At 71.7% G+C, this 23,136-nt stretch carries 23 protein-coding genes and 3 tRNA genes; 11 read left to right on the top strand and 15 right to left on the bottom strand.

Features of this window, described 5'->3' with window-relative positions:
- Positions 1–11: 11 nt before the first annotated feature.
- The 10 genes from gltB to CFI00_RS10990 form a co-directional block, all read right to left on the bottom strand.
- The gene (gene gltB / locus CFI00_RS11035; protein ID WP_277988372.1) at positions 12–4,586 is read right to left on the bottom strand and encodes a glutamate synthase large subunit; all 4,575 of its coding nucleotides are present in this window, start codon (positions 4,584–4,586) and stop codon (positions 12–14) included.
- A 137-nt stretch (positions 4,587–4,723) separates the two neighbouring features.
- A complete protein-coding gene (lgt, locus tag CFI00_RS11030; protein WP_242532793.1) occupies positions 4,724–5,641 on the bottom strand; it encodes a prolipoprotein diacylglyceryl transferase in 918 nt (305 codons plus the stop codon).
- A gap of 8 nt (positions 5,642–5,649) precedes the next feature.
- Complete coding sequence (locus tag CFI00_RS11025) at positions 5,650–6,267, bottom strand: SCO family protein (protein WP_207085176.1); 618 nt, start codon at positions 6,265–6,267, stop codon at positions 5,650–5,652.
- Complete coding sequence (gene trpA / locus CFI00_RS11020) at positions 6,254–7,072, bottom strand: tryptophan synthase subunit alpha (protein ID WP_207085175.1); 819 nt, start codon at positions 7,070–7,072, stop codon at positions 6,254–6,256. Before trpA ends, CFI00_RS11025 begins: the two co-directional genes overlap by 14 nt.
- Positions 7,072–8,352: a tryptophan synthase subunit beta gene (gene trpB / locus CFI00_RS11015; RefSeq protein WP_207085174.1), complete on the bottom strand. Its 1,281-nt coding sequence runs from the start codon at positions 8,350–8,352 to the stop codon at positions 7,072–7,074. The genes trpA and trpB overlap by 1 nt, the downstream gene beginning before the upstream one ends.
- Positions 8,349–9,146, bottom strand: coding sequence for an indole-3-glycerol phosphate synthase TrpC (gene trpC / locus CFI00_RS11010; RefSeq protein WP_207085173.1), 798 nt, complete (start codon positions 9,144–9,146; stop codon positions 8,349–8,351). Before trpC ends, trpB begins: the two co-directional genes overlap by 4 nt.
- A gap of 78 nt (positions 9,147–9,224) precedes the next feature.
- Positions 9,225–9,425: an HGxxPAAW family protein gene (locus tag CFI00_RS11005; protein ID WP_207085172.1), complete on the bottom strand. Its 201-nt coding sequence runs from the start codon at positions 9,423–9,425 to the stop codon at positions 9,225–9,227.
- Positions 9,426–9,467: 42 nt separating this feature from the next.
- Complete coding sequence (locus CFI00_RS11000) at positions 9,468–10,073, bottom strand: Trp biosynthesis-associated membrane protein (RefSeq protein ID WP_207085171.1); 606 nt, start codon at positions 10,071–10,073, stop codon at positions 9,468–9,470.
- Positions 10,066–10,428 carry a phosphoribosyl-AMP cyclohydrolase gene (hisI, locus tag CFI00_RS10995; RefSeq protein ID WP_207085170.1) on the bottom strand — a complete coding sequence of 121 codons (363 nt, stop codon included), beginning with the start codon at positions 10,426–10,428 and terminating at the stop codon, positions 10,066–10,068. Before hisI ends, CFI00_RS11000 begins: the two co-directional genes overlap by 8 nt.
- Complete coding sequence (locus CFI00_RS10990; protein ID WP_207085169.1) at positions 10,425–11,252, bottom strand: aminotransferase class IV; 828 nt, start codon at positions 11,250–11,252, stop codon at positions 10,425–10,427. Before CFI00_RS10990 ends, hisI begins: the two co-directional genes overlap by 4 nt.
- A gap of 138 nt (positions 11,253–11,390) precedes the next feature.
- Here CFI00_RS10990 and CFI00_RS10985 point away from each other — a divergent pair.
- From CFI00_RS10985 to CFI00_RS10970, 4 genes are all read left to right on the top strand, one after another.
- A tRNA-Gly gene (locus CFI00_RS10985) sits at positions 11,391–11,463 on the top strand.
- 35 nt (positions 11,464–11,498) lie between these two features.
- Positions 11,499–11,569, top strand: a tRNA-Cys gene (locus CFI00_RS10980).
- A 19-nt stretch (positions 11,570–11,588) separates the two neighbouring features.
- Positions 11,589–11,663 (top strand) — tRNA-Val (locus CFI00_RS10975).
- A gap of 81 nt (positions 11,664–11,744) precedes the next feature.
- Complete coding sequence (locus CFI00_RS10970) at positions 11,745–12,464, top strand: Pr6Pr family membrane protein (RefSeq protein ID WP_207085168.1); 720 nt, start codon at positions 11,745–11,747, stop codon at positions 12,462–12,464.
- Here the strand turns inward: CFI00_RS10970 and CFI00_RS10965 are convergent.
- From CFI00_RS10965 to CFI00_RS10955, 3 genes are read right to left on the bottom strand one after another with little or no spacing between them, the layout of a single operon-like run.
- Entirely contained in the window at positions 12,452–13,075 is a 624-nt protein-coding gene (locus CFI00_RS10965) for a hypothetical protein (RefSeq protein WP_207085167.1), read from the bottom strand. The two genes, CFI00_RS10970 and CFI00_RS10965, sit on opposite strands and share 13 nt — an antisense overlap.
- Positions 13,076–13,085: 10 nt before the next feature.
- The gene (locus CFI00_RS10960; RefSeq protein ID WP_207085166.1) at positions 13,086–14,174 is read right to left on the bottom strand and encodes a potassium channel family protein; all 1,089 of its coding nucleotides are present in this window, start codon (positions 14,172–14,174) and stop codon (positions 13,086–13,088) included.
- A gap of 2 nt (positions 14,175–14,176) precedes the next feature.
- Positions 14,177–15,142: a YihY/virulence factor BrkB family protein gene (locus CFI00_RS10955; protein WP_207085464.1), complete on the bottom strand. Its 966-nt coding sequence runs from the start codon at positions 15,140–15,142 to the stop codon at positions 14,177–14,179.
- A 114-nt stretch (positions 15,143–15,256) separates the two neighbouring features.
- Here CFI00_RS10955 and CFI00_RS10950 point away from each other — a divergent pair, with 114 nt between their 5' ends.
- From CFI00_RS10950 to CFI00_RS10940, 3 genes are all read left to right on the top strand, one after another.
- On the top strand, positions 15,257–16,930 hold the full coding sequence (locus CFI00_RS10950) for an acyl-CoA dehydrogenase family protein (protein WP_207085165.1): 1,674 nt from the start codon (positions 15,257–15,259) through the stop codon (positions 16,928–16,930).
- Between the two features lie 83 nt (positions 16,931–17,013).
- The gene (locus CFI00_RS10945; protein WP_207085164.1) at positions 17,014–17,313 is read left to right on the top strand and encodes a hypothetical protein; all 300 of its coding nucleotides are present in this window, start codon (positions 17,014–17,016) and stop codon (positions 17,311–17,313) included.
- A gap of 123 nt (positions 17,314–17,436) precedes the next feature.
- On the top strand, positions 17,437–17,778 hold the full coding sequence (locus CFI00_RS10940; RefSeq protein ID WP_207085163.1) for a hypothetical protein: 342 nt from the start codon (positions 17,437–17,439) through the stop codon (positions 17,776–17,778).
- On the opposite strand, the gene pgm is transcribed toward CFI00_RS10940, so the two are convergent.
- Positions 17,759–19,402 carry a phosphoglucomutase (alpha-D-glucose-1,6-bisphosphate-dependent) gene (gene pgm, locus CFI00_RS10935; protein WP_207085162.1) on the bottom strand — a complete coding sequence of 548 codons (1,644 nt, stop codon included), beginning with the start codon at positions 19,400–19,402 and terminating at the stop codon, positions 17,759–17,761. The genes CFI00_RS10940 and pgm overlap by 20 nt on opposite strands.
- 133 nt (positions 19,403–19,535) lie before the next feature.
- Here pgm and CFI00_RS10930 point away from each other — a divergent pair, with 133 nt between their 5' ends.
- The 4 genes from CFI00_RS10930 to CFI00_RS10915 are packed head-to-tail and all read left to right on the top strand — an operon-like array spanning position 19,536 to position 21,856.
- Entirely contained in the window at positions 19,536–19,886 is a 351-nt protein-coding gene (locus CFI00_RS10930) for a YciI family protein (RefSeq protein ID WP_207085161.1), read from the top strand.
- A gap of 10 nt (positions 19,887–19,896) precedes the next feature.
- Entirely contained in the window at positions 19,897–20,259 is a 363-nt protein-coding gene (locus CFI00_RS10925; protein WP_207085160.1) for a YciI family protein, read from the top strand.
- On the top strand, positions 20,256–20,609 hold the full coding sequence (locus CFI00_RS10920) for a YciI family protein (RefSeq protein ID WP_207085159.1): 354 nt from the start codon (positions 20,256–20,258) through the stop codon (positions 20,607–20,609). The genes CFI00_RS10925 and CFI00_RS10920 overlap by 4 nt, the downstream gene beginning before the upstream one ends.
- A gap of 2 nt (positions 20,610–20,611) precedes the next feature.
- Entirely contained in the window at positions 20,612–21,856 is a 1,245-nt protein-coding gene (locus CFI00_RS10915) for a DUF6596 domain-containing protein (RefSeq protein ID WP_207085158.1), read from the top strand.
- On the opposite strand, the gene glgC is transcribed toward CFI00_RS10915, so the two are convergent.
- The gene (gene glgC, locus CFI00_RS10910) at positions 21,853–23,106 is read right to left on the bottom strand and encodes a glucose-1-phosphate adenylyltransferase (RefSeq protein WP_207085157.1); all 1,254 of its coding nucleotides are present in this window, start codon (positions 23,104–23,106) and stop codon (positions 21,853–21,855) included. The two genes, CFI00_RS10915 and glgC, sit on opposite strands and share 4 nt — an antisense overlap.
- Between the last annotated feature and the right edge of the window lie 30 nt (positions 23,107–23,136).

Below are 23,136 nucleotides of genomic sequence, written 5' to 3'. Positions count from 1 at the left end.
GGTGGGGACGCTCAGCCATGGAGCACCTCCATGATGCGCGCGTTGGCCTGGTCCTCGTCGAGGCCGTCGGCCAGCGCCTCCTCGCGCGCGTCGAGGACGCGCTTGAAGTCGCGCGGCATGATCTCGGTGAAGCGCGCCAGCGACGCGTCCCAGTCGGCCAGCAGCGCGGCGGCGACGGCGGAGCCGGTCTCCTCCGCGTGCTGCTCGACCAGGCTCCTCAGCTCCTCGACCGCCTTGCCGGTGACCGGTGAGAGGTCGACCAGCTCGGGGTTGACCCGGGCCTCGTCGAGGTCGAGGACGAAGGCGTAGCCGCCGGACATGCCGGCCGCGATGTTGCGCCCCGTCGGGCCGAGGACCACGACGACGCCGCCGGTCATGTACTCGCAGGCGTGGTCGCCGACGCCCTCGACGACCGCGCTGGCGCCGGAGTTGCGGACGCAGAACCGCTCACCGGCACGACCGCTGAGGAAGATCTGGCCCGACGTGGCGCCGTAGCCGATGGTGTTGCCGGCGATGATCTGCTCGCCGGCCTCGAAGGTCGCGGACCGGTGGGGGCGTACGACGATGCGCCCGCCCGAGAGGCCCTTGCCGACGTAGTCGTTGGCGTCGCCCTCGAGCCTCAGCGTGACGCCCCGCGGCACGAACGCACCGAAGGACTGGCCGGCCGAGCCGGTGAGGGTGATGTCGATCGTGCCCTCGGGCAGCCCTTCGCCGCGGTAGCGCTTGGTCACCTCGTGGCCGAGCATCGTGCCGACGGTGCGGTTGACGTTGCGGATCGCGACCTGGGCGCGCACCGGCTCACCGGACTCCAGCGCCGGGGCGGCGATGGCGATGAGCTCGTTGTCGAGCGCCTTGTCGAGGCCGTGGTCCTGGCTGCGCGTGTGGCGCAGGTCCTGGTCCTCGAACTGGCCGAACTCACCGTGGCGCGAGGCCTGGTGGAGGATCGGCGTCAGGTCGAGCCCGGCGGCCTTCCAGTGGTCGACCGCACGGCCGACGTCCAGCGTGCCGACCCGGCCGACGGCCTCGTCGAGGGTGCGGAAGCCGAGCTCGGCGAGCAGCTCGCGGACCTCCTGGGCGATGAACTGGAAGAAGTTCACGACGTAGTCGGCCTGGCCGCTGAAGCGCTCGCGCAGGACCGGGTTCTGGGTCGCCACGCCCACCGGACAGGTGTCGAGGTGGCACACCCGCATCATGATGCAACCGCTGACGACCAGCGGTGCGGTCGCGAAGCCGAACTCCTCGGCCCCGAGCAGCGCGGCGATCATGACGTCGCGGCCGGTCTTGAGCTGGCCGTCGGCCTGCACCACGATCCGGTCGCGCAGCCCGTTGAGCAGCAGCGTCTGCTGGGTCTCGGCCAGACCGAGCTCCCACGGACCGCCCGCGTGCTTGAGCGAGGTGAGCGGGGACGCGCCGGTGCCGCCGTCGTGGCCCGAGACGAGCACGACGTCGGCGTGCGCCTTCGACACACCGGCTGCGACGGTGCCGATGCCGACCTCCGACACGAGCTTGACGTGCACGCGCGCCGACGGGTTGGCGTTCTTGAGGTCGTGGATCAGCTGCGCCAGGTCCTCGATCGAGTAGATGTCGTGGTGCGGCGGCGGGCTGATCAGGCCCACGCCCGGCGTGGAGTGCCGGGTCTTGGCGACCCACGGGTAGACCTTGTGGCCGGGCAGCTGACCGCCCTCGCCGGGCTTGGCGCCCTGCGCCATCTTGATCTGGATGTCGTCGGCGTTGGTGAGGTACTCCGATGTGACGCCGAAGCGGCCCGAGGCGACCTGCTTGATCGACGAGCGGCGCTCGGGGTCGTAGAGCCGGTCCGGGTCCTCGCCGCCCTCACCGGTGTTGGACTTGCCGCCCAGCCGGTTCATCGCGATCGCGAGGGTCTCGTGCGCCTCCTTGCTGATCGAGCCGTAGGACATCGCGCCGGTGGAGAACCGCTTCACGATCTCCGAGACCGGCTCCACCTCCTCGATGTCGATCGGCTCGCGGACGCCGTCCTTGAAGGTGAAGAGCCCGCGCAGGGTCATCAGGCGCTGCGACTGCTCGTTCACCCGGTCGGTGTACTGCTTGAAGATGTCGTAGCTGCCCGTGCGCGTGGAGTGCTGGAGGCGGAACACCGTCTCGGGGTCGAAGAGGTGCGGCTCGGCGTCCCCGTTCACGCTGCGACGCCACTGGTACTCGCCGCCGATGCTCAGCTCGCGGTGCGCCGGTGCGATGCCGCCGCGGGGGTACGCCATCGCGTGGCGACGCGAAACCTCCTCGGCGATCGTCTCGAGCTCGATGCCGCCGAGCTTGGACGTCGTACCGGTGAAGTAGCGGTCGATGACCGCCTGCGACAGGCCGACCGCCTCGAAGATCTTCGCCCCGGTGTAGGACGCGACCGTGGAGACGCCCATCTTCGACATCACCTTGAGCACGCCCTTGCCGAGCGCCTTGATGAGGTTGGTGACGGCCTTCTCGGCGTCGACCTTGACGTAGTAGGCCTCGCGGGCGAGGTCCTCGACCGATTCCATGGCGAGGTAGGGGTTGACCGCCGCCGCGCCGTAGCCGACGAGCAGGGCCACGTGGTGCACCTCGCGGACGTCGCCGGCCTCGACCAGCAGCCCGACCTGGGTGCGGGTCTTCTCGCGCACCAGGTGGTGGTGCACCGCGCCGGTGAGCAGCAGCGACGGGATGGGCGCCAGGTCCGCGGTGGAGTGGCGGTCCGAGAGCACGATGATCCGCGCGCCGTCGGCGATGGCGGCCGAGACCTCGGCGCACAGCTCGTCGAGGCGGGCGGCGAGCGCCTCCCCTCCCCCGGCGACGTCGTAGAGGCCGCGCACGATGTGCACCTGGAAGCCCGGCATGTCGCCGTTGCGGTTGATGTGGCGGATCTTGGCCAGGTCGTCGTTGGAGAAGACCGGGAAGGGCAGCACGATCTGACGGCACGACGCGGGCGTCGGGTCCAGCAGGTTGGCCTCGGGCCCGATCGAGCCGCTCAGCGAGGTGACGAGCTCCTCGCGGATCGCGTCGAGCGGCGGGTTGGTCACCTGCGCGAACAGCTGTGAGAAGTAGTCGAAGAGCAGCCGGGGCCTGTCGCTGAGGGCGGCGATGGGCGTGTCGGTGCCCATCGAGCCGAGCGCCTCACCGCCGGTGTTGGCCATCGGGCTCAGCAGGACGCGAAGCTCCTCCTCGGTGTAGCCGAAGACCTGCTGGCGTCGCGTCACGGAGGCGTGGGTGTGCACGATGTGCTCGAGGTCGTCGAGGTCGTCGAGGTGCACCTGGCCGGCGTGCAGCCACTCGTCGTAGGGCTGCTCGGCGGCGAGCTGGCCCTTGATCTCCTCGTCCTCGATGATGCGGTGCTCGTCGGTGTCGACGAGGAACATCTTGCCCGGCTGGAGCCGGCCCTTGCGGACGATCGTGGCGGGGTCGAGGTCGAGCACGCCGACCTCGGACGCGAGCACGACGAGGCCGTCGTCGGTGACCCAGTAGCGCGAGGGGCGCAGGCCGTTGCGGTCGAGCACGGCGCCGACCTGCGTGCCGTCGGTGAACACCACGCACGCGGGACCGTCCCACGGCTCCATCAGCATCGAGTGGAACTCGTAGAACGCCCGGCGCTGGGCGTCCATCTCGCGGTGGTTCTCCCAGGCCTCGGGGATCATCATCAGCACCGCGTGGGGCAGCGAGCGACCCGCGAGGTGGAGCAGCTCGAGCACCTCGTCGAACGACGCCGAGTCCGAGGCGCCGGGGGTGCAGATCGGGAAGATCCGCTCGAGGTCGCCGGGGATCAGGTCGCTCTCGAGGAGCGCCTCACGGGCGCGCATCCAGTTGCGGTTGCCCATGACCGTGTTGATCTCGCCGTTGTGGGCGATGAATCGGAACGGGTGGGCCAGCGGCCAGCTCGGGAAGGTGTTGGTCGAGAAGCGGGAGTGCACCACCGCCATCGCCGAGGCGACCCGCTCGTCGGTCAGGTCGGGGAAGACCCGGTCGAGCTGGTCGGTGGTGAGCATGCCCTTGTAGGCGAGCGTGCGCGCGGACAGCGACGGGAAGTAGACGTCGGTCTCGGACTCGGCACGCTTGCGCAGGCAGAAGGCCAGGCGCTCGAGCGCCATGCCGGTCACGCGCGCGCCCTTGCCGGCCACGAAGAGCTGGACGAAGCGAGGCATCACGCTGCGCGCGGTCGCGCCGAGGGTGGAGTCGTCGACGGGGACCTCGCGCCAGCCGAGGACCGCGAGGCCCTCCTCGTCGGCGATCTCCTCGATGCGGCGACGGGTGGCGGCGACCGCGTCGTCGTCGCCGGGCAGGAAGGCGGTGCCGACGGCGTACGCCCGCGCGGGCGGGAGGTCGAAGCCGGTCACCTCGCGGAGGAACGCGTCCGGCACCTGCATCAGGATCCCGGCACCGTCGCCGGAGTTGACCTCGGCGCCGGCGGCACCGCGGTGGTCGAGGTTGCGCAGGGCGGTGAGGGCCTTGGCCACGATGTCGTGGCTGGCCTCACCGGTCAGGGTCGCCACCATGGCGACACCACAGGCGTCCTTCTCGTGCCGCGGGTCGTAGAGACCCTGCGGGGAAGGGAAGTTCGGCGGGAACGCGTGCTTCACAGACACTGGTTCTCCCGTCGTCGTCCCGGCGCACCAGTGCATGCAGCTGGCAGGTCACGGGGGGTGGGCGTTTCCGCTGGGGACGACGTTGGCCCGAGCAAGACGGAACCTATCACCGGCGTACGACGCCGGCGCAGGGTGTTTCAGGCCGTGGGACCGGACGTGGAGCGCTCGTCGGCGTCCTCCTCGGACGGGTCCGGGTCCGGCTCGGGGGTGCGCACGACCTCCTCGCGGCCCGGGTGGCGCCGGGCGGAGACGGCGAAGTAGATCGCTGCGAGGACGAAGAGCACGATCGAGGTCCACACGTTGAGCCGCAGGCCGAGGACGTCGTCCATCTGCACGTCGTCGATGCGCAGGTTCTCGATCCACCCGCGTCCGGCGGTGTAGAGCATCACGTAGAGCGCGGCGACGCGCCCGTGCCCGAGGCGGTAGCGACGGTCGAGCCAGATGAGGACCGCGAAGGCAGCCAGGTTCCACAGGCACTCGTAGAGGAACGCCGGGTGGAACGTCGCGACGTCGAGGTACTGCGACGGGCGGTTGGCCACGTCGATCTCCAGGCCCCACGGCAGGTCGGTCGGACGGCCGTAGAGCTCCTGGTTGAACCAGTTGCCCCAGCGTCCCAGCGCCTGGGCGACCAGGACGCCCGGGGCGAGTGCGTCGAGCAGCGGCAGGAGCTTGATCCCGCGCAGCCGCGCACCGATCCAGATGCCCACGATGCCCAGCGCGATCGCGCCCCAGATGCCGAGTCCACCTCGCCAGACGTAGAGCGCGGTGACCGGGTTCCTGCCCTCCCCGAAGTAGAGCTCCCAGTCCGTGATGACGTGGTAGAGCCGGCCGCCGACCAGCCCGAACGGGATCGCCCAGATCGCGAGGTCGCTCACGTCGCCGGCCTTGCCGCCGCGGGCGACCCAGCGGCGCTCGCCGAGCCAGATGGCGAAGACGATGCCCAGGATGATGCTCAGCGCGTAGCCGCGGATCGGCACCGGCCCGAGGTGCCACACGCCCTGCGACGGGCTCGGGATGGACATCAGGACCACCATCGGGGACGGCAGGGGCAGCATGGTGGCACTCATCCTTCGTCGAGCAGCAGGGTGACGTCGCCGGCGAGCTCGGCCTGGGAGACGTCCTGGTCCCACATCATGGTGGACTCGTCATCGGCGTCGATGGCCAGGACCCGGGTGCCGTGGGTGACCTCGTAGCCGCCGCTGGGCAGCTTCTCGCCCTGGTCGACCGCGACCGCCATGCTCCGTGCCACGCCGATGATGTCGTCGAGCGGACCGGTCACCCCGACGATGCTGTCGTCGAAGGCGCTGACGTAGTCCTCGACGACCTCGCCGGTGTCACGGGCCGGGTCGGTGGTCACGAAGACCACGTCGAGGCGCTCCTTCTGCTCGTCGTCGAGCCGGGCGAGCGTGCCCGCGAGGGTCGCCATCACCTGGCCGCAGATGTCGGGGCAGTTGGTGTAGCCGAAGAAGACCAGCGTCAGGTCCTTGTCGGTGTCCTCGGTCAGGCTGTACGCCGCTCCGCTGGTGTCGACCAGCGGGGTCGGGTCGACCTCGAAGGGCGGGTCCAGCACGGTGCCGGTGAGCTCCCCGCCCGTCGCACCCGGTCCCGCTCCGGCCTCGCCGCCGCAGGCGGCCAGCAGCCCGAGCAGCGCGAGTCCCGCGAGGGCCCTACCTCGCGCCACGGCGTACGCCCTCGGCCAGGTCGGTGGTCAGCGCGCGCAGCGCCTCGATCCCCGCGGCCTCGTCGCCGGCGTGGTCGAGCAGGCAGCGCACGAACGCCGAGCCGACGATGACGCCGTCGGCGAAGGCCGCCACCTCGGCCGCCTGGTCGCCGTTGCTGACGCCGATGCCGACCGCGACCGGGATGTCGCCGCTGGCGCGCACCCGTCCCACGAGCGGGCCCGCGAGGTCGGAGCTCGCGTCACGGGCACCGGTGACGCCCATGACGGCTGCGGCGTAGACGAAGCCGCGGCTCTCGGCGGCCGTCATCGCGATCCGGTCGTCGGTGGAGCTGGGGGCGACCAGGAACACCTTGTCGAGGTCGTGCGCGTCGGCCGCGTCGATCCAGGCCGACCCGTGGTCCGGTGTGATGTCGGGCGTGATCATCCCGGCACCCCCGGCCTTCGCCAGGTCGCTCGCCCACCGCTCCACGCCGTAGCGCTCGATCGGGTTCCAGTAGGTCATGACGAGGGTCGGCACGCCGGTCTCGGCGACGGCCTCGACCACGCGCAGGACGTCGGCCGTGCGGACGCCGCCCTCGAGCGCCTGCTGCGCGGCGGCCTGGATGGTGGGCCCGTCCATGACGGGGTCGCTGTAGGGCAGGCCGATCTCGATCACGTCGCACCCGGCCTCGACCATCGTGCGAAGCGCGGTGATCGAGCCCTCGACGCTCGGGAAACCGGCGGGCAGGTAGCCGACGAGGGCCGAGCGGCCCTCGGCGCGGGCCTTCTCGAACGCCTGGGTGGTCGAGGTGGTGGTCGAGGTCATCAGGCCTCCTCCCCCGGCGCCGTCGCGATGACCGGCTCGGCCTCGCCGTCGGCGTCGCCGAGCCCGAACCACTCGATGGCCGTGCCCATGTCCTTGTCGCCGCGACCGCTGAGGTTGATGATGACCGTCGCGTCGGGGCCCTTCTCCTCGCCCAGGCGGCGGGCCACATCGAGGGCGCCGTAGACCGCGTGCGCGGTCTCGATCGCCGGGATGATGCCCTCCGTGCGGCTCAGCAACGCCATGGCCTCCATGGCCTGGGCGTCCGTGACGGGCGTGTACGTCGCCCGACCCAGGGCCGCGAGCCAGGAGTGCTGCGGACCGACGCCGGGGTAGTCGAGCCCGGCGGAGATGGAGTGGGACTCCACGGTCTGGCCGTCCTCGTCCTGCAGGACGTAGGTGCGCGCGCCGTGCAGGACACCCGCCTCGCCCGCGTGGATGGTCGCGGCGTGGCGACCGGTCTCGACGCCGTCGCCGCCGGGCTCGAAGCCGTGGATCTCGACTCCCTCGTCCTCGAGGAACGCCGTGAACAGCCCGATCGCGTTGGAGCCGCCGCCGACGCACGCCGCGACCGCGTCCGGGAGGACGCCGTACTGGTCGAGGCACTGCTGGCGCGCCTCGTCGCCGATGCCGCGGCAGAAGTCGCGGACCATGCTCGGGAACGGGTGCGGGCCTGCCGCGGTGCCGAAGAGGTAGGCCGTGTGGTCGACGCTGGCGACCCAGTCGCGCATGGCCTCGTTGATGGCGTCCTTCAGCGTCGCGCTGCCGGACTCGACGGGGACGACCTTGGCACCGAGGAGCTGCATGCGGGCGACGTTGAGCGCCTGGCGGCGGGTGTCGACGGCGCCCATGTAGACCGTGCAGTCCAGGTCGAAGTAGGCCGCGGCGGTCGCACTCGCGACACCGTGCTGGCCGGCCCCGGTCTCGGCGATGACGCGCGTCTTGCCCATCCGCTTGGTGAGCAGCGCCTGGCCCATCACGTTGCGGATCTTGTGGGCGCCGGTGTGGTTGAGGTCCTCGCGCTTGAGCAGCACCCGGGCGCCGACGGTCCGCGACAGCCGTTCGGCGTGGTAGAGCCGGCTCGGGGTGCCGGCGTAGTCGCGCAGCACCCGCTCGAACTCGCCCACGAAGGCAGGGTCGGCCATCGCGTCCTGCCAGGCGTCGGTCAGCTCGTCCAGCGCGGCGACGAGGGCCTCGGGCATGAAGCGCCCGCCCCAGGTCTGGCCGAAGTAACCGCGCTCGTCGGCGTCGTACTGCACGGGCTGGGTCGTCTGCTGACTCACGGTGCCGTCACTCCTGTCATCGCACGTACGGCGGCCTCGGGGTCGCCGTCCTTGACCAGTGCCTCGCCGACCAGCACCGCGCCTGCTCCCTCGGAGACGAAGCGCTCGACGTCGACGACGCCGGTGATGCCGCTCTCGGCGACCTTGACCACGTCGGCGTGGATCTGGGGGGCGAGGCGACCGAAGACGCCCGCGTCGACCTCGAGGGTCTTGAGGTTGCGGCTGTTGACGCCGATCAGCTCCGCGTCGAGCGCCATGGCCCGCTCGGTCTCGGCCTCGTCGTGCACCTCGACCAGCACGGTGAGTCCGAGCTCTCCGGCCTCGTCGTGGAGGCGGCGCAACGTGTCGTCGTCGAGGGCCGCGACGATCAGCAGCGCCAGGTCGGCGCCGGCGGCGCGCGCTTCGACGAGCTGGTAGGTCTCGACGATGAAGTCCTTGCGCAGGATCGGCGTGTCGACGGCGGCGCGGACCGTCCGCAGGTCGGCCAGGCTGCCACCGAAGCGGCGCTCCTCGGTGAGCACCGAGATCGCCGCGGCACCACCACGGGCGTACGCCGCCGCGAGCACGGCCGGGTCGGGGATCTCGGCGAGGTCGCCCTTGCTCGGACTGCGCCGCTTCACCTCGGCGATCACGCTCGAACCGCGGGCGCGGAAGTGCGGCATCGGGTCGCGCGGCGCGGGCGCGTCGGCGAGGTGCGCGAGCAGCTCGGACAGCGGGAGGTCGGCCTCGCGGCGCGCGAGGTCCTCACGGACGCCCGCGACGATGTCGTCGAGCACGGAACCGGTCGCAGGCATGCAACAACCCTCTCACCCGGGACCAGCCCGGGAGGGGCCGGTGCCCAGAGGTCGGACCGGGCGCGGCCCGGCCCGGGATCAGTGCTCGGAGCTGTGGAAGCCGAGCTTGGACAGCACGAGGAAGAGCGGGAACGCGAGCGTCGCGACGATGAGGCCGATCCAGAGCAGCGTCATCTGGGTCGGGACCTGGAGCAGGGCGACGCTGCCCACCACGAAGCCGAGCATCGCGATCGACACCGCGGTCCAAGCAGCGGGGGTGTTGCCGTGGCCAGCAGCCATGGGGAGTGCTCCTTCGTCGGATCTGCGCTTGCGTGCCGAAGTCTAGGCGGTGGGGTCACGCCCCTCGTCGAGGGCCTTCCAGATGTCGATGTTCTCCTTCGGCGCGGCGTCGTGGGCATCCGCTGCGCCGGCGCCCGTGGGGGCGTCGTAGCGGGTGCCCATCTCGGGCCAGCGGGGCACGAGAGCGACCGCGGCGGCACTCGCCGCGACGCTCAGCAGCGCCCCGACGGCACCGGCGGCGTACCAGCCCGTGAGGTCGGTGGCGACCGTGTCGGTGCCGGACGCGCGGAGCAGCGCGTCGGCGAGCTTGTCGGGCAGGCTCCGATACGCCTCGACGACCGTCGCCGTCATGCCCACGGCGGCGACGAGGCCCAGCACCGACACCGCCCGCCGGACCCGACCGCGGGTGACGAGCAGGACTCCCCAGCACGCCAGCAGGACCAGCGCGAGGGCAGCGGCCAGCGGCGACTCCTGGACGCTGTCGAGGGAGAGCGCGGACGCCATCGCGGAGTCGGCCGCCGTGTCGACGCTGCCGGACCGGCCGGCGACCCACGGCTTGCTGCCGGCCACGGCGGAGAGCCCGGCAGCGGCGACACCGCCGAGGACGACCGGGCCGAACCTCGCTCGCCCCTGCGTCCGCTCAGCCATCGAACCGGTGGACCAGGTCGGCGTCGAAGCACGTCCGGTCGCCGGTGTGGCAGGCACCGTCGACCTGGTCGACGACGAAGAGGAGGGTGTCACCGTCGCAGTCGAGGCGGACCTCCTTCACCTGCTGGGTGTGGCCGGAGGTCTCGCCCTTGACCCAGTACTCGCGCCGCGAGCGGGACCAGTACGTCGCGCGCCCGGTCGCGAGCGTGCGGGCCAGCGCCTCGTCGTCGACCCACGCCAGCATCAGCACCTCGCCGGACCCGTGCTGCTGCACCACGACGGGGACGAGTCCCTCCGCGGTGTGGCGCAGTCGGGCCGAGACGGACGGGTCGAGGGATGGAACAGGGAGGTTCACGGGTCCATCGTCTCAGCCTCGCGGCTGCGCCACGTCTCCGCGCAGGCCAGCGTGACCGGGCCCGGGGCCGGCAGGTCCCGGTCGTCCCACCGGGCGATGGCCTGCACGTCGCGGGTGGTGGAGGCCAGGAACGCCTCGCTGCAGCGCTCGAGGACGTCCGTCAAAGGTTCGTCGACCTCCCGCGCGCCGCACCACTCGACGACGAGCGCGCGCGTCACCCCGGCCAGGCAGCCCGAGGCCAGGCTGGGTGTGCGGAGCTCGCCGTCCACGACGTAGAAGACGTTGCTGCCCGTGCCCTCGCACAGGTCCCCGGCGGTGTTGGCGAGGACGGCCTCGGTCCCGCCGTGCTCCGCGGCATGCGCGAGCGCGATCACGTTCTCGGCGTACGACGTGGTCTTGAGGCCCGCGGTGGCGCCGTTCTCGTTGCGGGTCCACGGGACGGTCACGACGCGGGTCGCCGGCGGCGCGGGCTCGAGCGGGCCGTAGGCGACGACGAGCGTCGGCGGGCCGCCGCCGCGCCCCGACCCCATCGGGTGCGGGCCCGCGGTGAAGGTGATCCGCAGGCGACCCATCGGGTCGTCTTCCGCGCCGACCACGACCGCCTCAACGCCGCGGCGTACGGCGTCGAGGTCGGGGGTGGGCAGTCCCAGCCCGGCGGCCGAGCGCTCGAGCCGGGCGAGGTGGCGGGTCAGCGCGAACGGCACGCCGTGCAGCGTCTTCACCGCCTCGAAGACACCGTCACCGACGGTGAACCCGTGGTCGGTGACCGTCACGGCTCCTCGGGTCGGGTCGGGCATCAGGTCGCCGTTCAGCCATACGCGCATGGCGCCACTCTAGGGCCGCCCCACGCACCCCACGAGCCCCTCGAACACGCGGAACCGGGGACCCGATTTTGGCCCCGCGCGACCCGTGTACTACTGTTCCACTCGCACTCAGGCCGCGAAACCGGCAGGAGCACGCAGGCGGACATAGCTCAGTTGGTAGAGCGCAACCTTGCCAAGGTTGAGGTCGCGAGTTCGAGTCTCGTTGTCCGCTCGGAAGGTCTCCCCCGTTCATTTCGGAACCTCCACGGTGGGTTGGCCGAGAGGCGAGGCAACGGACTGCAAATCCGTCTACACGGGTTCAAATCCCGTACCCACCTCGCACACACAAGTTCACACGGGCGATTGGCGCAGCGGTAGCGCGCTTCCTTGACACGGAAGAGGTCACTGGTTCAAACCCAGTATCGCCCACCAGCACCACGGAAGGCCCCGGAGAGATCCGGGGCCTTCTGCCGTTTCGGCCGGACTCACCCGGGCGACGGGCATACTCCCGGGGTGACCAGCACCGAGACCGCCCACGACCGCACCCTCCGGCCGACGCAGACCGCGCGCCGGGCGTACGCCGTCAACGCCGCCATCGCCTGGCTGGGCGTGCTGTTGACGGTCGTGCTGTCGGCACTGGGGTGGTACCGCGAGGCCCCGGTCGAGGCCGGTCTCTACGGCGACACCGGCGACGGTGTCGGCGGCGCGCTCGCGCGGGTCACCGACACGTTCAGCTACTTCACGATCTGGTCCAACATCGTCGTCGCGGTCTCGACGACGATGCTGCTGCGGCGTCCTGTGCGCGACACGCTCGTGCAGCGGGTGCTGCGGCTGGACGCACTGCTGATGATCACCGTCACCGCGATCGTCTACCAGGTGCTGCTCGCGCCGACGGTCGACGTGGAGGGCTGGTCCTTGCTGACCGACCCGATCCTGCACGTCATCACCCCGCTGGTCACCGTCGTCGTGTGGGCGGTGTGGGGACCGCGCGGCTGGATCAGCGCGCGGCTCGTGCCGCTGGCCCTCGTCGTGCCGCTCGCGTGGATCGGGTGGATGATGGCGCGCGGCGCCGTCGTGGGCGCGTACCCCTACGGCTTCGCCAACGTCACCGAGCTCGGCTACGCCCCGGTGGTGCTGACGCTCGTCATGATCCTGGTCTTCGGACTGGTGGTCGCGGCGGCCTACTGGGGCGTGGACGTGCTGCTGCGCAGGCGCTCGGCTCAGAACGCGTAGCCGAACTCCCGGATCGTGCGGGCGAAGCGCTCCGCCACGATCTCGGCGTCGCCGGGGCCGTAGAGCTCGCGGTAGTGCGGGCCGCTCCCCTGCTTGACGTGCGGGACGTCGAGCTCGATGCCGAGCCGCGCCGAGATGTCGGCCACTGCGGCCGGCAGGTCCTCGTAGCGGTAGACCTCGTCGACGACGACCTGCCCGCCGAGGCGGTAGAGCTGCTGGTTGAGCGCCAGCCGCTTGATGCGCCGCGGGGTGCGCACGAACTCGGCGAACGACTTGGTGAAGGTCGCCTTGCGGGCGCTGTAGCGGTAGGACGAGGCGACCACGTCGAACGGGTTCCGCTCGACGGCGAAGGTGAAGTAGGCGTCCCACGTCTCCCGACCGATCATCTCGATCACCCGGCGCGCACCCATGTGGGCGTACGAGCGGGGGTCGGTGTCGTCGTTCTGCGGACCCACTCCCCCGGCTGCGGCGCGCAGCACCTCGTCCTGCGGGCTGATCCGGGTGACGACGTCGTCGGGGCCGCAGTGGCGCGACAGGGCGATCTCGAGGCTCGTGCCGGCGGTCTTGCGGGTCTTGACGAAGACGAAGCGGTGCCGGTGGGAGGCGATCACGCGAGAGGACCTAGTCGTCCTCGTCGGCCAGCATCTCGCCGTGCGTGCCGGGACGGGGCGCCCACGGAAGCTCCTTCGCCGGGCGCACCACGATCAGCCGGTCACCGCGGGCGAGCAGCGACACCACGGGGTCGAAGTAGCGGTAGGTCTTCTCGTCGCGGACCACGGCGATGACCTGGTCGGGCAGCGACTGCGGCTGCTTGCCGACCTCGTTGACGAGCAGGTCGCGCTCGGCGACCTCGAGGCCCTCGCCGTAGGTCATCAGGTCCTCCATCACCGAGCCCAGCTGCGGGGACATCGACGACAGGCCGAGGAGGCGGCCGACGGCGTCGGAGGAGGTGATGACCGAGTTGGCTCCCGACTGGCGCATGAGCGGGACGTTCTCGTGCTCGCGCACCGCCGCCACGATCCACGCGTCGGGGTTGAGCTGGCGCACGGTGAGGGTGACCAGCACGTTGGAGTCGTCGCGGTCGGTGGTGATGATCACGTGGGTGGCCTTCTCGACGCCCGCCTGGCGCAGCACCCCGCGACGGGTGGCGTCCCCGGAGATGACCACGAGCTGGTCGCGGTTGCCGTCGGCGACCGCCACCGGGCTGGGGTCCACGACGACGATCGCGTCGCGGTCGTAGCCGTTGTTGAGGAGGGTCTCGATCGCGCTGCGGCCCTTGGTGCCGTAACCGACGACGACGACGTGCTGGTCCATCTTCTTCCTCCACCGGGAGACCCGGAGCATCTCGCGTCCCTGGGAGGCGAGGACCTCCAGGGTGGTGCCGATCAGCAGGACCAGGAACGCGATGCGGGCCGGGGTGATGACCAGCGCGTTGACCAGGCGCGCCTGCGGCGACACCGGGGCGATGTCGCCGTAGCCGGTCGTGCTGAGCGTGACGGTCGTGTAGTAGAACGCGTCGAGCAGGCTGATCTCGTTCTTCGGGTCGTTGCCGTCGCGGTAGCCCTCGCGGTCGAGGTAGACCAGCAGCACGGTGCCCACCAGGATCGACAGGGCGATCAGGACGCGACGTCCCAGCTCCCACCACGGCGACCTGGTCTGCTCGGGCAGCGACACCCGGCCGACGCTGGGCTGGTGGCTCGACGTCGACACGGTCAGGAGTCTCGCACGCCCATGCGCTCGCGCAGGCGCTGGACCAGCTCGATTCGTGCGCGCATCGTGTTCTTCTGCGGGAAGACCGTGTCGAAGGCGGCGTTGACCGCCGCACCGATCAGCACCGCCAGGGCGAGGAGGTAGAGCCAGAGCAGCACCGCGATGGGGGCGGCGAGGGGCCCGTAGATCGAGCGCGACTCGGCCGCGGTGACCGTCAGCGTCCAGCGCAGGACGTAGGACCCCGCGATCCAGCAGAACAGCGCGAAGGCGGCGCCGGGGAGGTTGAAGCTCCAGTTGGTCCGCACCGGGACTGACACGTGGTAGAGCGTGGCGAGGAAGCAGATGCACACCAGCAGCACCACGGGCCAGTAGAGGCTGTTGAGGAAGTCGAGCCGCTGCGGCAGCACGCGGTCGACCAGCGAGGGGCCGGCGACCACCAGCGGGAGGCTGAGCGCCCCGGTGACCATCGCCAGCACGTAGAGCACGAAGGACAGCGCCCGGGTCGCGACGATCCCGCGGTGGCCTCCGAGGCCGTGCATGATCGTGATGGTGTCCACGAAGACGTTGAGCGCGCGCGAGCCCGACCACAGCGCGAGGACGAAGCCGATCGAGATCACGTCGTAGCGTCCGCCGTCGAGCACCGTGTCGATCGTGGGGCGGATGATCGTGTTGACGGCCTTCTCGGTCAACGCCTGTCGCGAGACCTCCAGGACCGCGTTGCGCACGTCGTCGATCTGGGTGGCGGAGAACTGCTCACTCACGAACCCCACCGCGCCGGCGAGCGCGAAGACGAGTGGCGGCACCGACAGCACGGCGAAGAACGCCGCCTCGGCGGCCAGGCCGGTCACCCGGTGCCGCAGGCACGAGCCGACCGTCGTGACGACGATGCGCCAGAGGTGCTCGCGCCACTGCCGGGCGACGACCTCGACGCGGCGCGGGGCGGGGGTGTCCTCGCGCGCCTCGACCATGAAAGTCACGCTAGCGAGTGGAGGGGGCGAACGACCGAATCCCGGCGGCGGGTTGTCCCACTGACGGTCGTGGGCAGCGTCACGCGCAGTGCCGCCAGGATCTACGGTGGGCCCATGAGCGACCTCGTCGAGCCCGGCCACAGCGACGACACCAGCGACCTCCGCGCGGCGACCAACCAGGTGCCGGCACTCGTCGGGCACAACGTCGTCACCGCCGACCGCGCGCTCACCGAGGCCGTCGCCCGCCTCGGGTCAGCGGCCGTCGTCGACGATCTCGCTGTCCTGGGCGCCGAGGCGGGGTCCGCGGAGGCCCGCGAGCACGGGATGCTCGCGAACCGCCACCACCCCGAGCTGGTGCCGTACGACCGCTTCGGCAACCGTGTCGATGAAGTGGCCTTCCACCCGTCGTGGCACTGGCTGATGGAGCGCGCCGTCGGCCACGGCCTCCAGGCCGCGCCGTGGGAGCAGCAGGAGGCCGGCGACGACCACGCCCACCTGCGGCGCGCGGCCGGCTTCTTCGCCTGGTCGCAGACCGAGCCCGGGCACGGCTGCCCCATCTCGATGACGTACGCCGCGGTGCCGGCGCTCCGGGCCGACGACGCCATCGCGAAGGAGTGGACGCCGCTGCTCGCCGCGCGCGCCTACGACCCGGGCGTGCGCGCGCCCTCGGACAAGGCCGGCGCGCTCGCCGGGATGGGGATGACCGAGAAGCAGGGCGGCTCCGACGTGCGGGCCAACCGCACGCAGGCCCTGCCGACCGCCGACGACGGCTGGTACACCCTGCGCGGGCACAAGTGGTTCACCTCCGCGCCCATGAACGACGTCTTCCTCGTCCTGGCACAGGCGCCGGGCGGGCTGACCTGCTTCGTCGTGCCGCGCGTGCTGCCCGGCGGCAGCCGCAACCGGATCGACGTGGTGCGCCTCAAGGACAAGCTGGGCAACCGGTCCAACGCCTCCAGCGAGCTCGAGCTCGACGGCACGCTCGCGCAGCGTCTGGGCGACGAGGGGCGCGGCGTGCGGACCATCATCGAGATGGTCGCCGCGACCCGTCTCGACTGCGTGCTGGGCTCGGCCTCGCTGATGCGGCACGCACTCGCCGAGGCGTCGTGGCACGTCAGCCACCGCTCCGCGTTCGGTGGGCTGCTGGTCGACAAGCCGCTCATGCAGAACGTGGTGGCCGACCTGGCCGTGGAGTCCGAGGCCGCCACCGCGCTCGCGATGCGCCTCGCCTCGGCGGTCGACCGGCCCGGCGACGCCCACGAGGTCGCGCTGCGCCGCATCGCGCTGCCCCTGGCGAAGTTCTGGGTCTGCAAGCGCACCCCGGCGATGGTCGCCGAGGCCATGGAGTGCCTCGGCGGCAACGGCTACGTCGAGGAGTCCGGCCTGCCGCTGATGTTCCGCGAGTCACCGCTCAACTCCATCTGGGAGGGCTCGGGCAACGTCAACGCCCTCGACGTCCTGCGCGCGCTCGGTCGCGAGCCCGAGGTGCTGCACGCGTGGATCACCGAGGTCGGCGCCGCCCGCGGCGGTGACGGCCGGCTCGACCGGGCGGTCGACGACACGTTGGCGGTGCTCGGTGACACCGACGGCCTCGAGGCGGGCGCCCGGCGCCTGGCCGGACAGATGGCGGCGTGCCTGCAGGGCTCGCTGCTCGTGCGCTTCGCACCGGCCGAGGTGGCCGACGCCTTCTGCGGCAGTCGGTTCGGGACGTCGTACGGCGGCACGTTCGGCATGCTGACCAGCGGGTCGCTGCGCACCGTGGTCGAGCGGGCGACCCCACACGCCTGAGCGCGCCGAGGACTTCCGCCGATCGCCCGCGGGGACGAAGGGCGCGGACTACCGTTGCCCCGTTCATCCATGGGGGGAAACTCGTGTCCAGCCAGTCCAGCACGCTCTTCACCGTCGGCACCCTGCTCCGGCACGCCCAGGACTCCGGCGCGCCCGTGCGCGTGCTGGTGCAGGGCACGTGGCTCGACGGCCGCATCGTCGGCGCCGACAGCCTCGGCGTGATCCTCGACGACGGGGCCGCCCAGCAGGTGCTGGTGCGCCTGGACTCCATCGTGGCCGTGGCGTTCTCCCGCGCCGACATCGACGATGACCGCGACGAGGACGCCCGCGCCCACGGACGCCGGCGGCGCGACCCGATCGAGGCCGGACCCGTCGGCGGCTGAGTCCTACCCCGCACGTCGCGTCAAGGTTCACCGCAGGGCTCTCGGACCCTGCCGCATTAGCACCACGCGGCCGGCTCCTGGGACCTACGGTCGGCCCATCGACAGCCGTGGGAGGCGATGCGCATGACCAAGATCAGCAGCACGATGCTCAGCGTGGGGACGCTGCTGCGCCGCGCCGAGGACACAGGTGCGGTGGTGCGGGTGCTCGTCCAGGGCACGTGGCTCGACGGCCGGGTGCTCGGGTGCGACGGCCTGGGCGCGGTCCTCGACGACGGCAACGGAAGCCAGTCACTCGTCCGTCTCGACTCGGTGGTGGCCGTGACGTTCTCGCGCGCCCAGATGGAGGACCCGGACGCCGCCCGCGCCCACGGCGGCGCGGCAAACGGCCCGATCGAGGCCGGCCCGGTCACCGTGCCGCCACAGTCGCGGGGCGAGCGGACCTTCCTCAGCCCAGCGCCGTACTGACGACCTCACGCGCCTCGTCCTGCACCTGCGCGAGGTGCTCCGGGCCGCGGAACGACTCGGCGTAGATCTTGTAGACGTCCTCGGTGCCGCTGGGGCGCGCCGCGAACCACGCGGACTCGGTGGTCACCTTGAGCCCACCGATCTTCGCGCCGTTGCCGGGCGCCTCGGTGAGCTTGCCGGTGATCGGCTCCCCCGCCAGCGTCGTGGCGGCCACGTCGTCGGGCGAGAGCGCGCCCAGCTTGGCCTTCTCCTCCCGGCTGGCCGGGGCGTCGATGCGTGCGTAGGCCGGGTCGCCGTGGCGCGCGACCAGGTCGGCGTAGTGCTCGCTCGGGGTCCGTCCGGTGGCACCCAGGATCTCGCTGGCCAGCAGGGCGAGCAGCAGCCCGTCCTTGTCGGTGGTCCACGTCGAGCCGTCGCGACGCAGGAAGGACGCACCGGCCGACTCCTCGCCGCCGAAGCCGAAGGAGCCGTCCATCAGGCCAGGCACGAACCACTTGAAACCGACCGGCACCTCGACCAGCGGCTTGCCGATCGAGTCGGCGACCCGGTCGATCATCGAGCTCGAGACCAGCGTCTTGCCGATGCGCGCGGTGTCGGGCCAGCCCGGACGGGCGCCGCCGAAGAGGTAGCCGATGGCGACGGCGAGGAAGTGGTTGGGGTTCATCAGGCCCGCGTCGGGCGTCACGATGCCGTGGCGGTCGGCGTCGGCGTCGTTGCCGGTGGCGATGGCGTACTCGTCCTTGCGCTGCACCAGCGAGGCCATCGCGTGCGGGGATGAGCAGTCCATCCGGATCTTGCCGTCCCAGTCGAGCGTCATGAAGCGCCACGTCGGGTCGACCAGCGGGTTGACCACCGACAGGTCGAGGCGGTGGCGCTCGGCGATCTCGCCCCAGTAGGCCACGCTCGCCCCGCCCAGCGGGTCGGCGCCGATCCGCACGCCGGCGTCGCGGACCACGTCGAGGTCGAGCACGTTCGGCAGGTCGTCGACGTAGGTGCCGAGGAAGTCGTAGGACCCGACCGCCGCCCGCGCCTTCGCGAAGGCCACCCGCCGCACGCCCTCGATGTTGCCCCGGATCAGCTCGTTGGCCCGTGCCGCGATCACCGACGTGGCGTCGGAGTCGGCGGGCCCGCCGTGGGGCGGGTTGTACTTGAAGCCACCGTCCTGCGGCGGGTTGTGCGAGGGGGTGACGACGATGCCGTCGGCCAGGCCCGCACCCGTCGTGCGCCCCTGGTTGGCGCGGATGATCGCGTGGCTCACCGCAGGGGTCGGGGTGAAGCCGTCCCGGTCGTCGACCAGCACGGTGACGTCGTTGGCGACGAGCACCTCCAGCGCGGTCGCCCACGCCGGCTCGGACAGCGCGTGCGTGTCGCGGCCGATGAAGAGCGGGCCGTCGTAGCCCTGCTCCGTGCGGTAGTCGCAGATGGCCTGGGTCGTTGCCGCGATGTGGACCTCGTTGAACGACGTGTCGAGCGAGGTGCCCCGGTGCCCGCTGGTGCCGAAGGCCACCTGCTGGGTGACGTCGTCGGGATCGGGCTCGAGGTCGAAGTACGCCGTGACGAGGTGGGAGACGTCCACCAGGTCCTCGGTGCGAGCGGGTTGTCCGGCGCGTTCATGGGTGGCCATGGCCCCATCTTGGTGGGTCCGGCAACTCCCGTCGAGAAAGGCTGGCCGCGGCTGTCGATTCCGCGACGGTCGGTCCGTCACAGTGGTGGGGCCGCACCCGGCGGCCCGTCGCTCCAGAAGGAGAATCGCCCGCATGAGCCGCTACCTGGTCCTGCTGCCCGCACCCGAGGCCGAGTGGGCCGACCTGCCCCCCGAGGAGCACGAGAAGGGACATCGCTCCCACGTCCAGTTCCACGAGGAGCTCGCCGCCGGCGGGCACACCATGGTCACCGGTGGCCCCCTCGAGGGCTCGGACCGCGCGACGTCGATGCGTCCCGGCGTCGACGGGACGGCGCTCGTCACCGACGGGCCCTTCTCCGAGACCGCCGAGCAGGTGGTGGGTTTCTACCTCCTCGAGTCCGACGACGAGGTCGGCCTGCGGGCCGCCTGCGAGCGCTTCGCAGCGCGGGGCGAGCACATCGAGTTCCGCCGGATGGCGGAGTGAGGAGACAGCAATGCCGGAGTACACCGTGTTGATCATCGGGGACGCCGATCGGTGGTGGACGTCCATGACCATGCAGGAGCGTGCCGACGGCTACGCCCAGTACGCGAGGTTCAACCAGGCGCTCGCGGAGGGCGGCCACGAGATCGTCGGCGGCGCGGAGCTCACCCGCACCAGCGACGCGCGCGCCATCCCGAAGGGCGGCGGCGAGGTCACCGACGGGCCGTACGCCGAGACCGTGGAGTCCGTCGGCGGCTACTACCAGGTCCGCACCGACGACCTCGAGGGTCTGCTGGCCTGCTGCCAGATCATCGCTGCCACCGGTGACGGCATCGAGGTCCGGCCCAACGTCGACCCCGCGGACCGGCCGTCATGAAGTACCTCGTGCTGCTGATCGGCGACGGCGAGCTCAAGCCCTGGCCCGACCACACCGACGCGGAGCAACAGGCGGTGATGCGGCAGTTCGAGGCGTTCGACGCGGCCTGCCGCGAACGCGAGGGAGTGGAGGTCCTCGCCGGCGAGGCGCTGGCCGGCCCGTCCCACGCCACGACGATCCGCACCCGCGGTGGCGCCACGACGCTGAGCGAGGGTCCCTACGCCGAGGTGATCGAGCAGATGGGCGGGTTCTACCTGGTCGAGGCGCCCGACCTGGACGTCCTGGTGGACCTGCTCGGCATCCTGCCGGCGTACGACATGCAGGTCTCCCCCGCCGTGGATCCGTACTGACCGTGACCGGTCCTGACGCCGTCCTCGAGCAGGTCGTGCGCGAGGAGTGGGGACGCCTCGTCGCCCTGCTCCTCGCGCAGTTCCGCCGCCTCGACCTCGTGGAGGACGCCCTCGGGGACGCCGTCGAGGCGGCCAGCCGCACCTGGCCGACCGACGGCGTGCCGACGAACCCGGCCGGCTGGCTGATGACCGCGGCGAAGCGCCGGGTCGTCGACCGCCTGCGCAACGAGGCGGTCGCAGCGCGCAAGCAGCCGTTGCTCCTCACCGACGCCGAACGCCACCAGGAAGGAGCGCGCACCATGGCCGACGGCGGCAGCCTCCTCGAGGACGACGTCCTGCGGCTGGTGCTGATGTGCGCCCACCCCGCCCTGGCGCCCGAGTCCGCCACGGCGCTCAGCCTGCGCCTGGTGCTCGGCGTGCCCACCGCCGACATCGCGCGGCTCTTCCTCGTGCCCGAAGCCACGATGGCAGCGCGGATCACCCGCGCCAAGAAGCGCATCGTCGGGGCCGGCATCCCGTTCGCGGTCCCGGACGCCTCCGCGCTCCCGGACCGGCTCGACACGGTCGCGCAGACCGCCTACCTCGCCTTCACCGCCGGCTACTCGCCCGGCACCGGCCCGGACCTGGTCCGCGCCGAGCTCTCCGGCCAGGCGATCCGGCTGGTGCGGGTCGTGCTCTCCCTGCGGCCCGACGAGCCCGCCCTGGTCGCGCTGCTGGCGCTGATGCTCCTGCAGCACTCGCGCCGCGACGCGCGCGTCAGCGACGGCCGGCTCGTGCTGCTCGCCGACCAGGACCGCACCCGCTGGCACCACGACGAGGTCGCCGAGGCGATGCGGCTCCTGGCCGCACCCCGCCTGGCCGGCCCGGTGACACCACTGGCAGCGGCGTACGTCCTCCAGGGCCGGATCGCGGCCGAGCACGCCACTGCCCCGACCGCGGCGGACACGCGCTGGGACCGGGTCATCGGGTTCTACGACCTGCTGCTGCAGGTGTCGCCGTCACCCTCGGCCCGGCTCGCGCGGGCCGTGGCCGTGGCCGAGCACCTCGGCCCGGCCGCCGGGCTCGACGCGCTCGAGGGCCTGGAGATCCCCGACAGCCACCGCCCGGCGTCGGTGCGCGCCGAGCTGCTCGCGCGTGCGGGCGACACCGACGCCGCGCGGGCGGCGTACGACCAGGCGATCGCGGCGTGCCGCAACGACGTCGAGCTAGCCTTCCTGCTCGAGCGTCGCGACGAGGTCGACGCCTAGTCCTGCGGCACCTCCTGCTGCTTGGCCAGCACCGTCAGGCCCTCGTCCACGACGAAGCCGCGGGCGCGGTCCTCCTCGTGGTCCACGCCGATCCGGGCGCCCGGCGGGACGATGACGCCCTTGTCGATGATCGCGTTGCGCACGACCGCCCCCTCGCCGACCTGCACCCCGTCCATCAGCACGGAGTCCGACACCTCGGCGCCGTCCTTGACCCACACCGCCGGCGAGAGCACCGACTGGTTGACCGAGCCGCCGCTGACCACGACCCCGGGCGAGAGGATCGAGTTGAAGGTCGAGACACCCGCCCCGCTTGCGCCCTCGACGAGCTTCGCGGGCGGGTGCGGGCCGTAGCTGGTGTAGATCGGCCACGCGTTGTTGTAGAGGTTGAAGACCGGCAGCGGCGAGACCAGGTCCTTGTGGGCGTCGTAGTAGGACCGCATCGTCCCGACGTCGCGCCAGTAGCCGCGGTCGCGGTCGGTCGAGCCCGGGACCTCGTTGTCCTTGTAGTCGTAGACCGCGGACTCCGCCTTGTCGACGAACCACGGCACGATGTCGCCGCCCATGTCGTGCTTGGACTCGTCGCGGTCGGCATCGCGCGTGACGGCGTCGACCAGGGCGTCGGCGGTGAAGACGTAGTTGCCCATGCTCGCGAGCACCTCGTCGGGCGAGTCGGGCAGGCCGACCGGGTCGGTGGGCTTCTCGAGGAAGGCCCGGATCTTCTGAGGGTTCGTCGGGTCGACGTCGATGACGCCGAACTGGTCGGCGAGGCTGATCGGCTGGCGGATCGCCGCGACCGTGCACCCGGCGCCCGACTCGACGTGGTCGGCGACCATCTGCGAGAAGTCCATCCGGTAGACGTGGTCGGCGCCGACCACCACGACGATGTCCGGCCGCTCGTCGGTGAGCAGGTTGAGCGACTGGAAGATCGCGTCCGCGCTGCCGAGGTACCACCGCTTGCCCACGCGCTGCTGGGCCGGCACCGGGGTGACGTAGTTGCCGAGCAGGTTCGACATGCGCCAGGTGGTGGTGACGTGGCGGTCGAGGCTGTGCGACTTGTACTGCGTCAGCACGACGACCTTGAGGTAGCCGGAGTTGACGACGTTGGACAGCGCGAAGTCGATGAGGCGGTAGATCCCGCCGAACGGCACCGCGGGTTTGGCCCGGTCGGCCGTCAGGGGCATGAGTCGCTTCCCCTCGCCGCCGGCGAGGACGACTGCGAGGACCTTCTTGCGCGGGGGCGTGATGGCCATGCGACGAAACTAGCCGCCAGCAGGGGCGCG

The sequence above is a fragment of the Nocardioides sp. S5 genome (assembly GCF_017310035.1).
GTDB lineage: Bacteria > Actinomycetota > Actinomycetes > Propionibacteriales > Nocardioidaceae > Nocardioides.
The sequence above is the reverse complement of the archived record's forward strand: the minus strand, read 5'-3'. Positions and strand labels throughout refer to the sequence as shown.

Coding starts and splice junctions, on each gene's coding strand:
- CFI00_RS11005 (WP_207085172.1), bottom strand. CDS start 9,425: ATGGCTGCTGGCCACGGCAACACCCCCGCTGCTTGGACCGCGGTGTCG.
- CFI00_RS10920 (WP_207085159.1), top strand. CDS start 20,256: ATGAAGTACCTCGTGCTGCTGATCGGCGACGGCGAGCTCAAGCCCTGG.
- CFI00_RS10950 (WP_207085165.1), top strand. CDS start 15,257: ATGAGCGACCTCGTCGAGCCCGGCCACAGCGACGACACCAGCGACCTC.
- pgm (WP_207085162.1), bottom strand. CDS start 19,402: ATGGCCACCCATGAACGCGCCGGACAACCCGCTCGCACCGAGGACCTG.
- trpC (WP_207085173.1), bottom strand. CDS start 9,146: ATGCCTGCGACCGGTTCCGTGCTCGACGACATCGTCGCGGGCGTCCGT.
- glgC (WP_207085157.1), bottom strand. CDS start 23,106: ATGGCCATCACGCCCCCGCGCAAGAAGGTCCTCGCAGTCGTCCTCGCC.
- CFI00_RS11000 (WP_207085171.1), bottom strand. CDS start 10,073: ATGGCTGAGCGGACGCAGGGGCGAGCGAGGTTCGGCCCGGTCGTCCTC.
- CFI00_RS10930 (WP_207085161.1), top strand. CDS start 19,536: ATGAGCCGCTACCTGGTCCTGCTGCCCGCACCCGAGGCCGAGTGGGCC.
- CFI00_RS10955 (WP_207085464.1), bottom strand. CDS start 15,142: ATGGTCGAGGCGCGCGAGGACACCCCCGCCCCGCGCCGCGTCGAGGTC.
- CFI00_RS10990 (WP_207085169.1), bottom strand. CDS start 11,252: ATGCGCGTATGGCTGAACGGCGACCTGATGCCCGACCCGACCCGAGGA.
- CFI00_RS10925 (WP_207085160.1), top strand. CDS start 19,897: ATGCCGGAGTACACCGTGTTGATCATCGGGGACGCCGATCGGTGGTGG.
- lgt (WP_242532793.1), bottom strand. CDS start 5,641: ATGCTGCCCCTGCCGTCCCCGATGGTGGTCCTGATGTCCATCCCGAGC.
- CFI00_RS10940 (WP_207085163.1), top strand. CDS start 17,437: ATGACCAAGATCAGCAGCACGATGCTCAGCGTGGGGACGCTGCTGCGC.
- trpA (WP_207085175.1), bottom strand. CDS start 7,072: ATGACCTCGACCACCACCTCGACCACCCAGGCGTTCGAGAAGGCCCGC.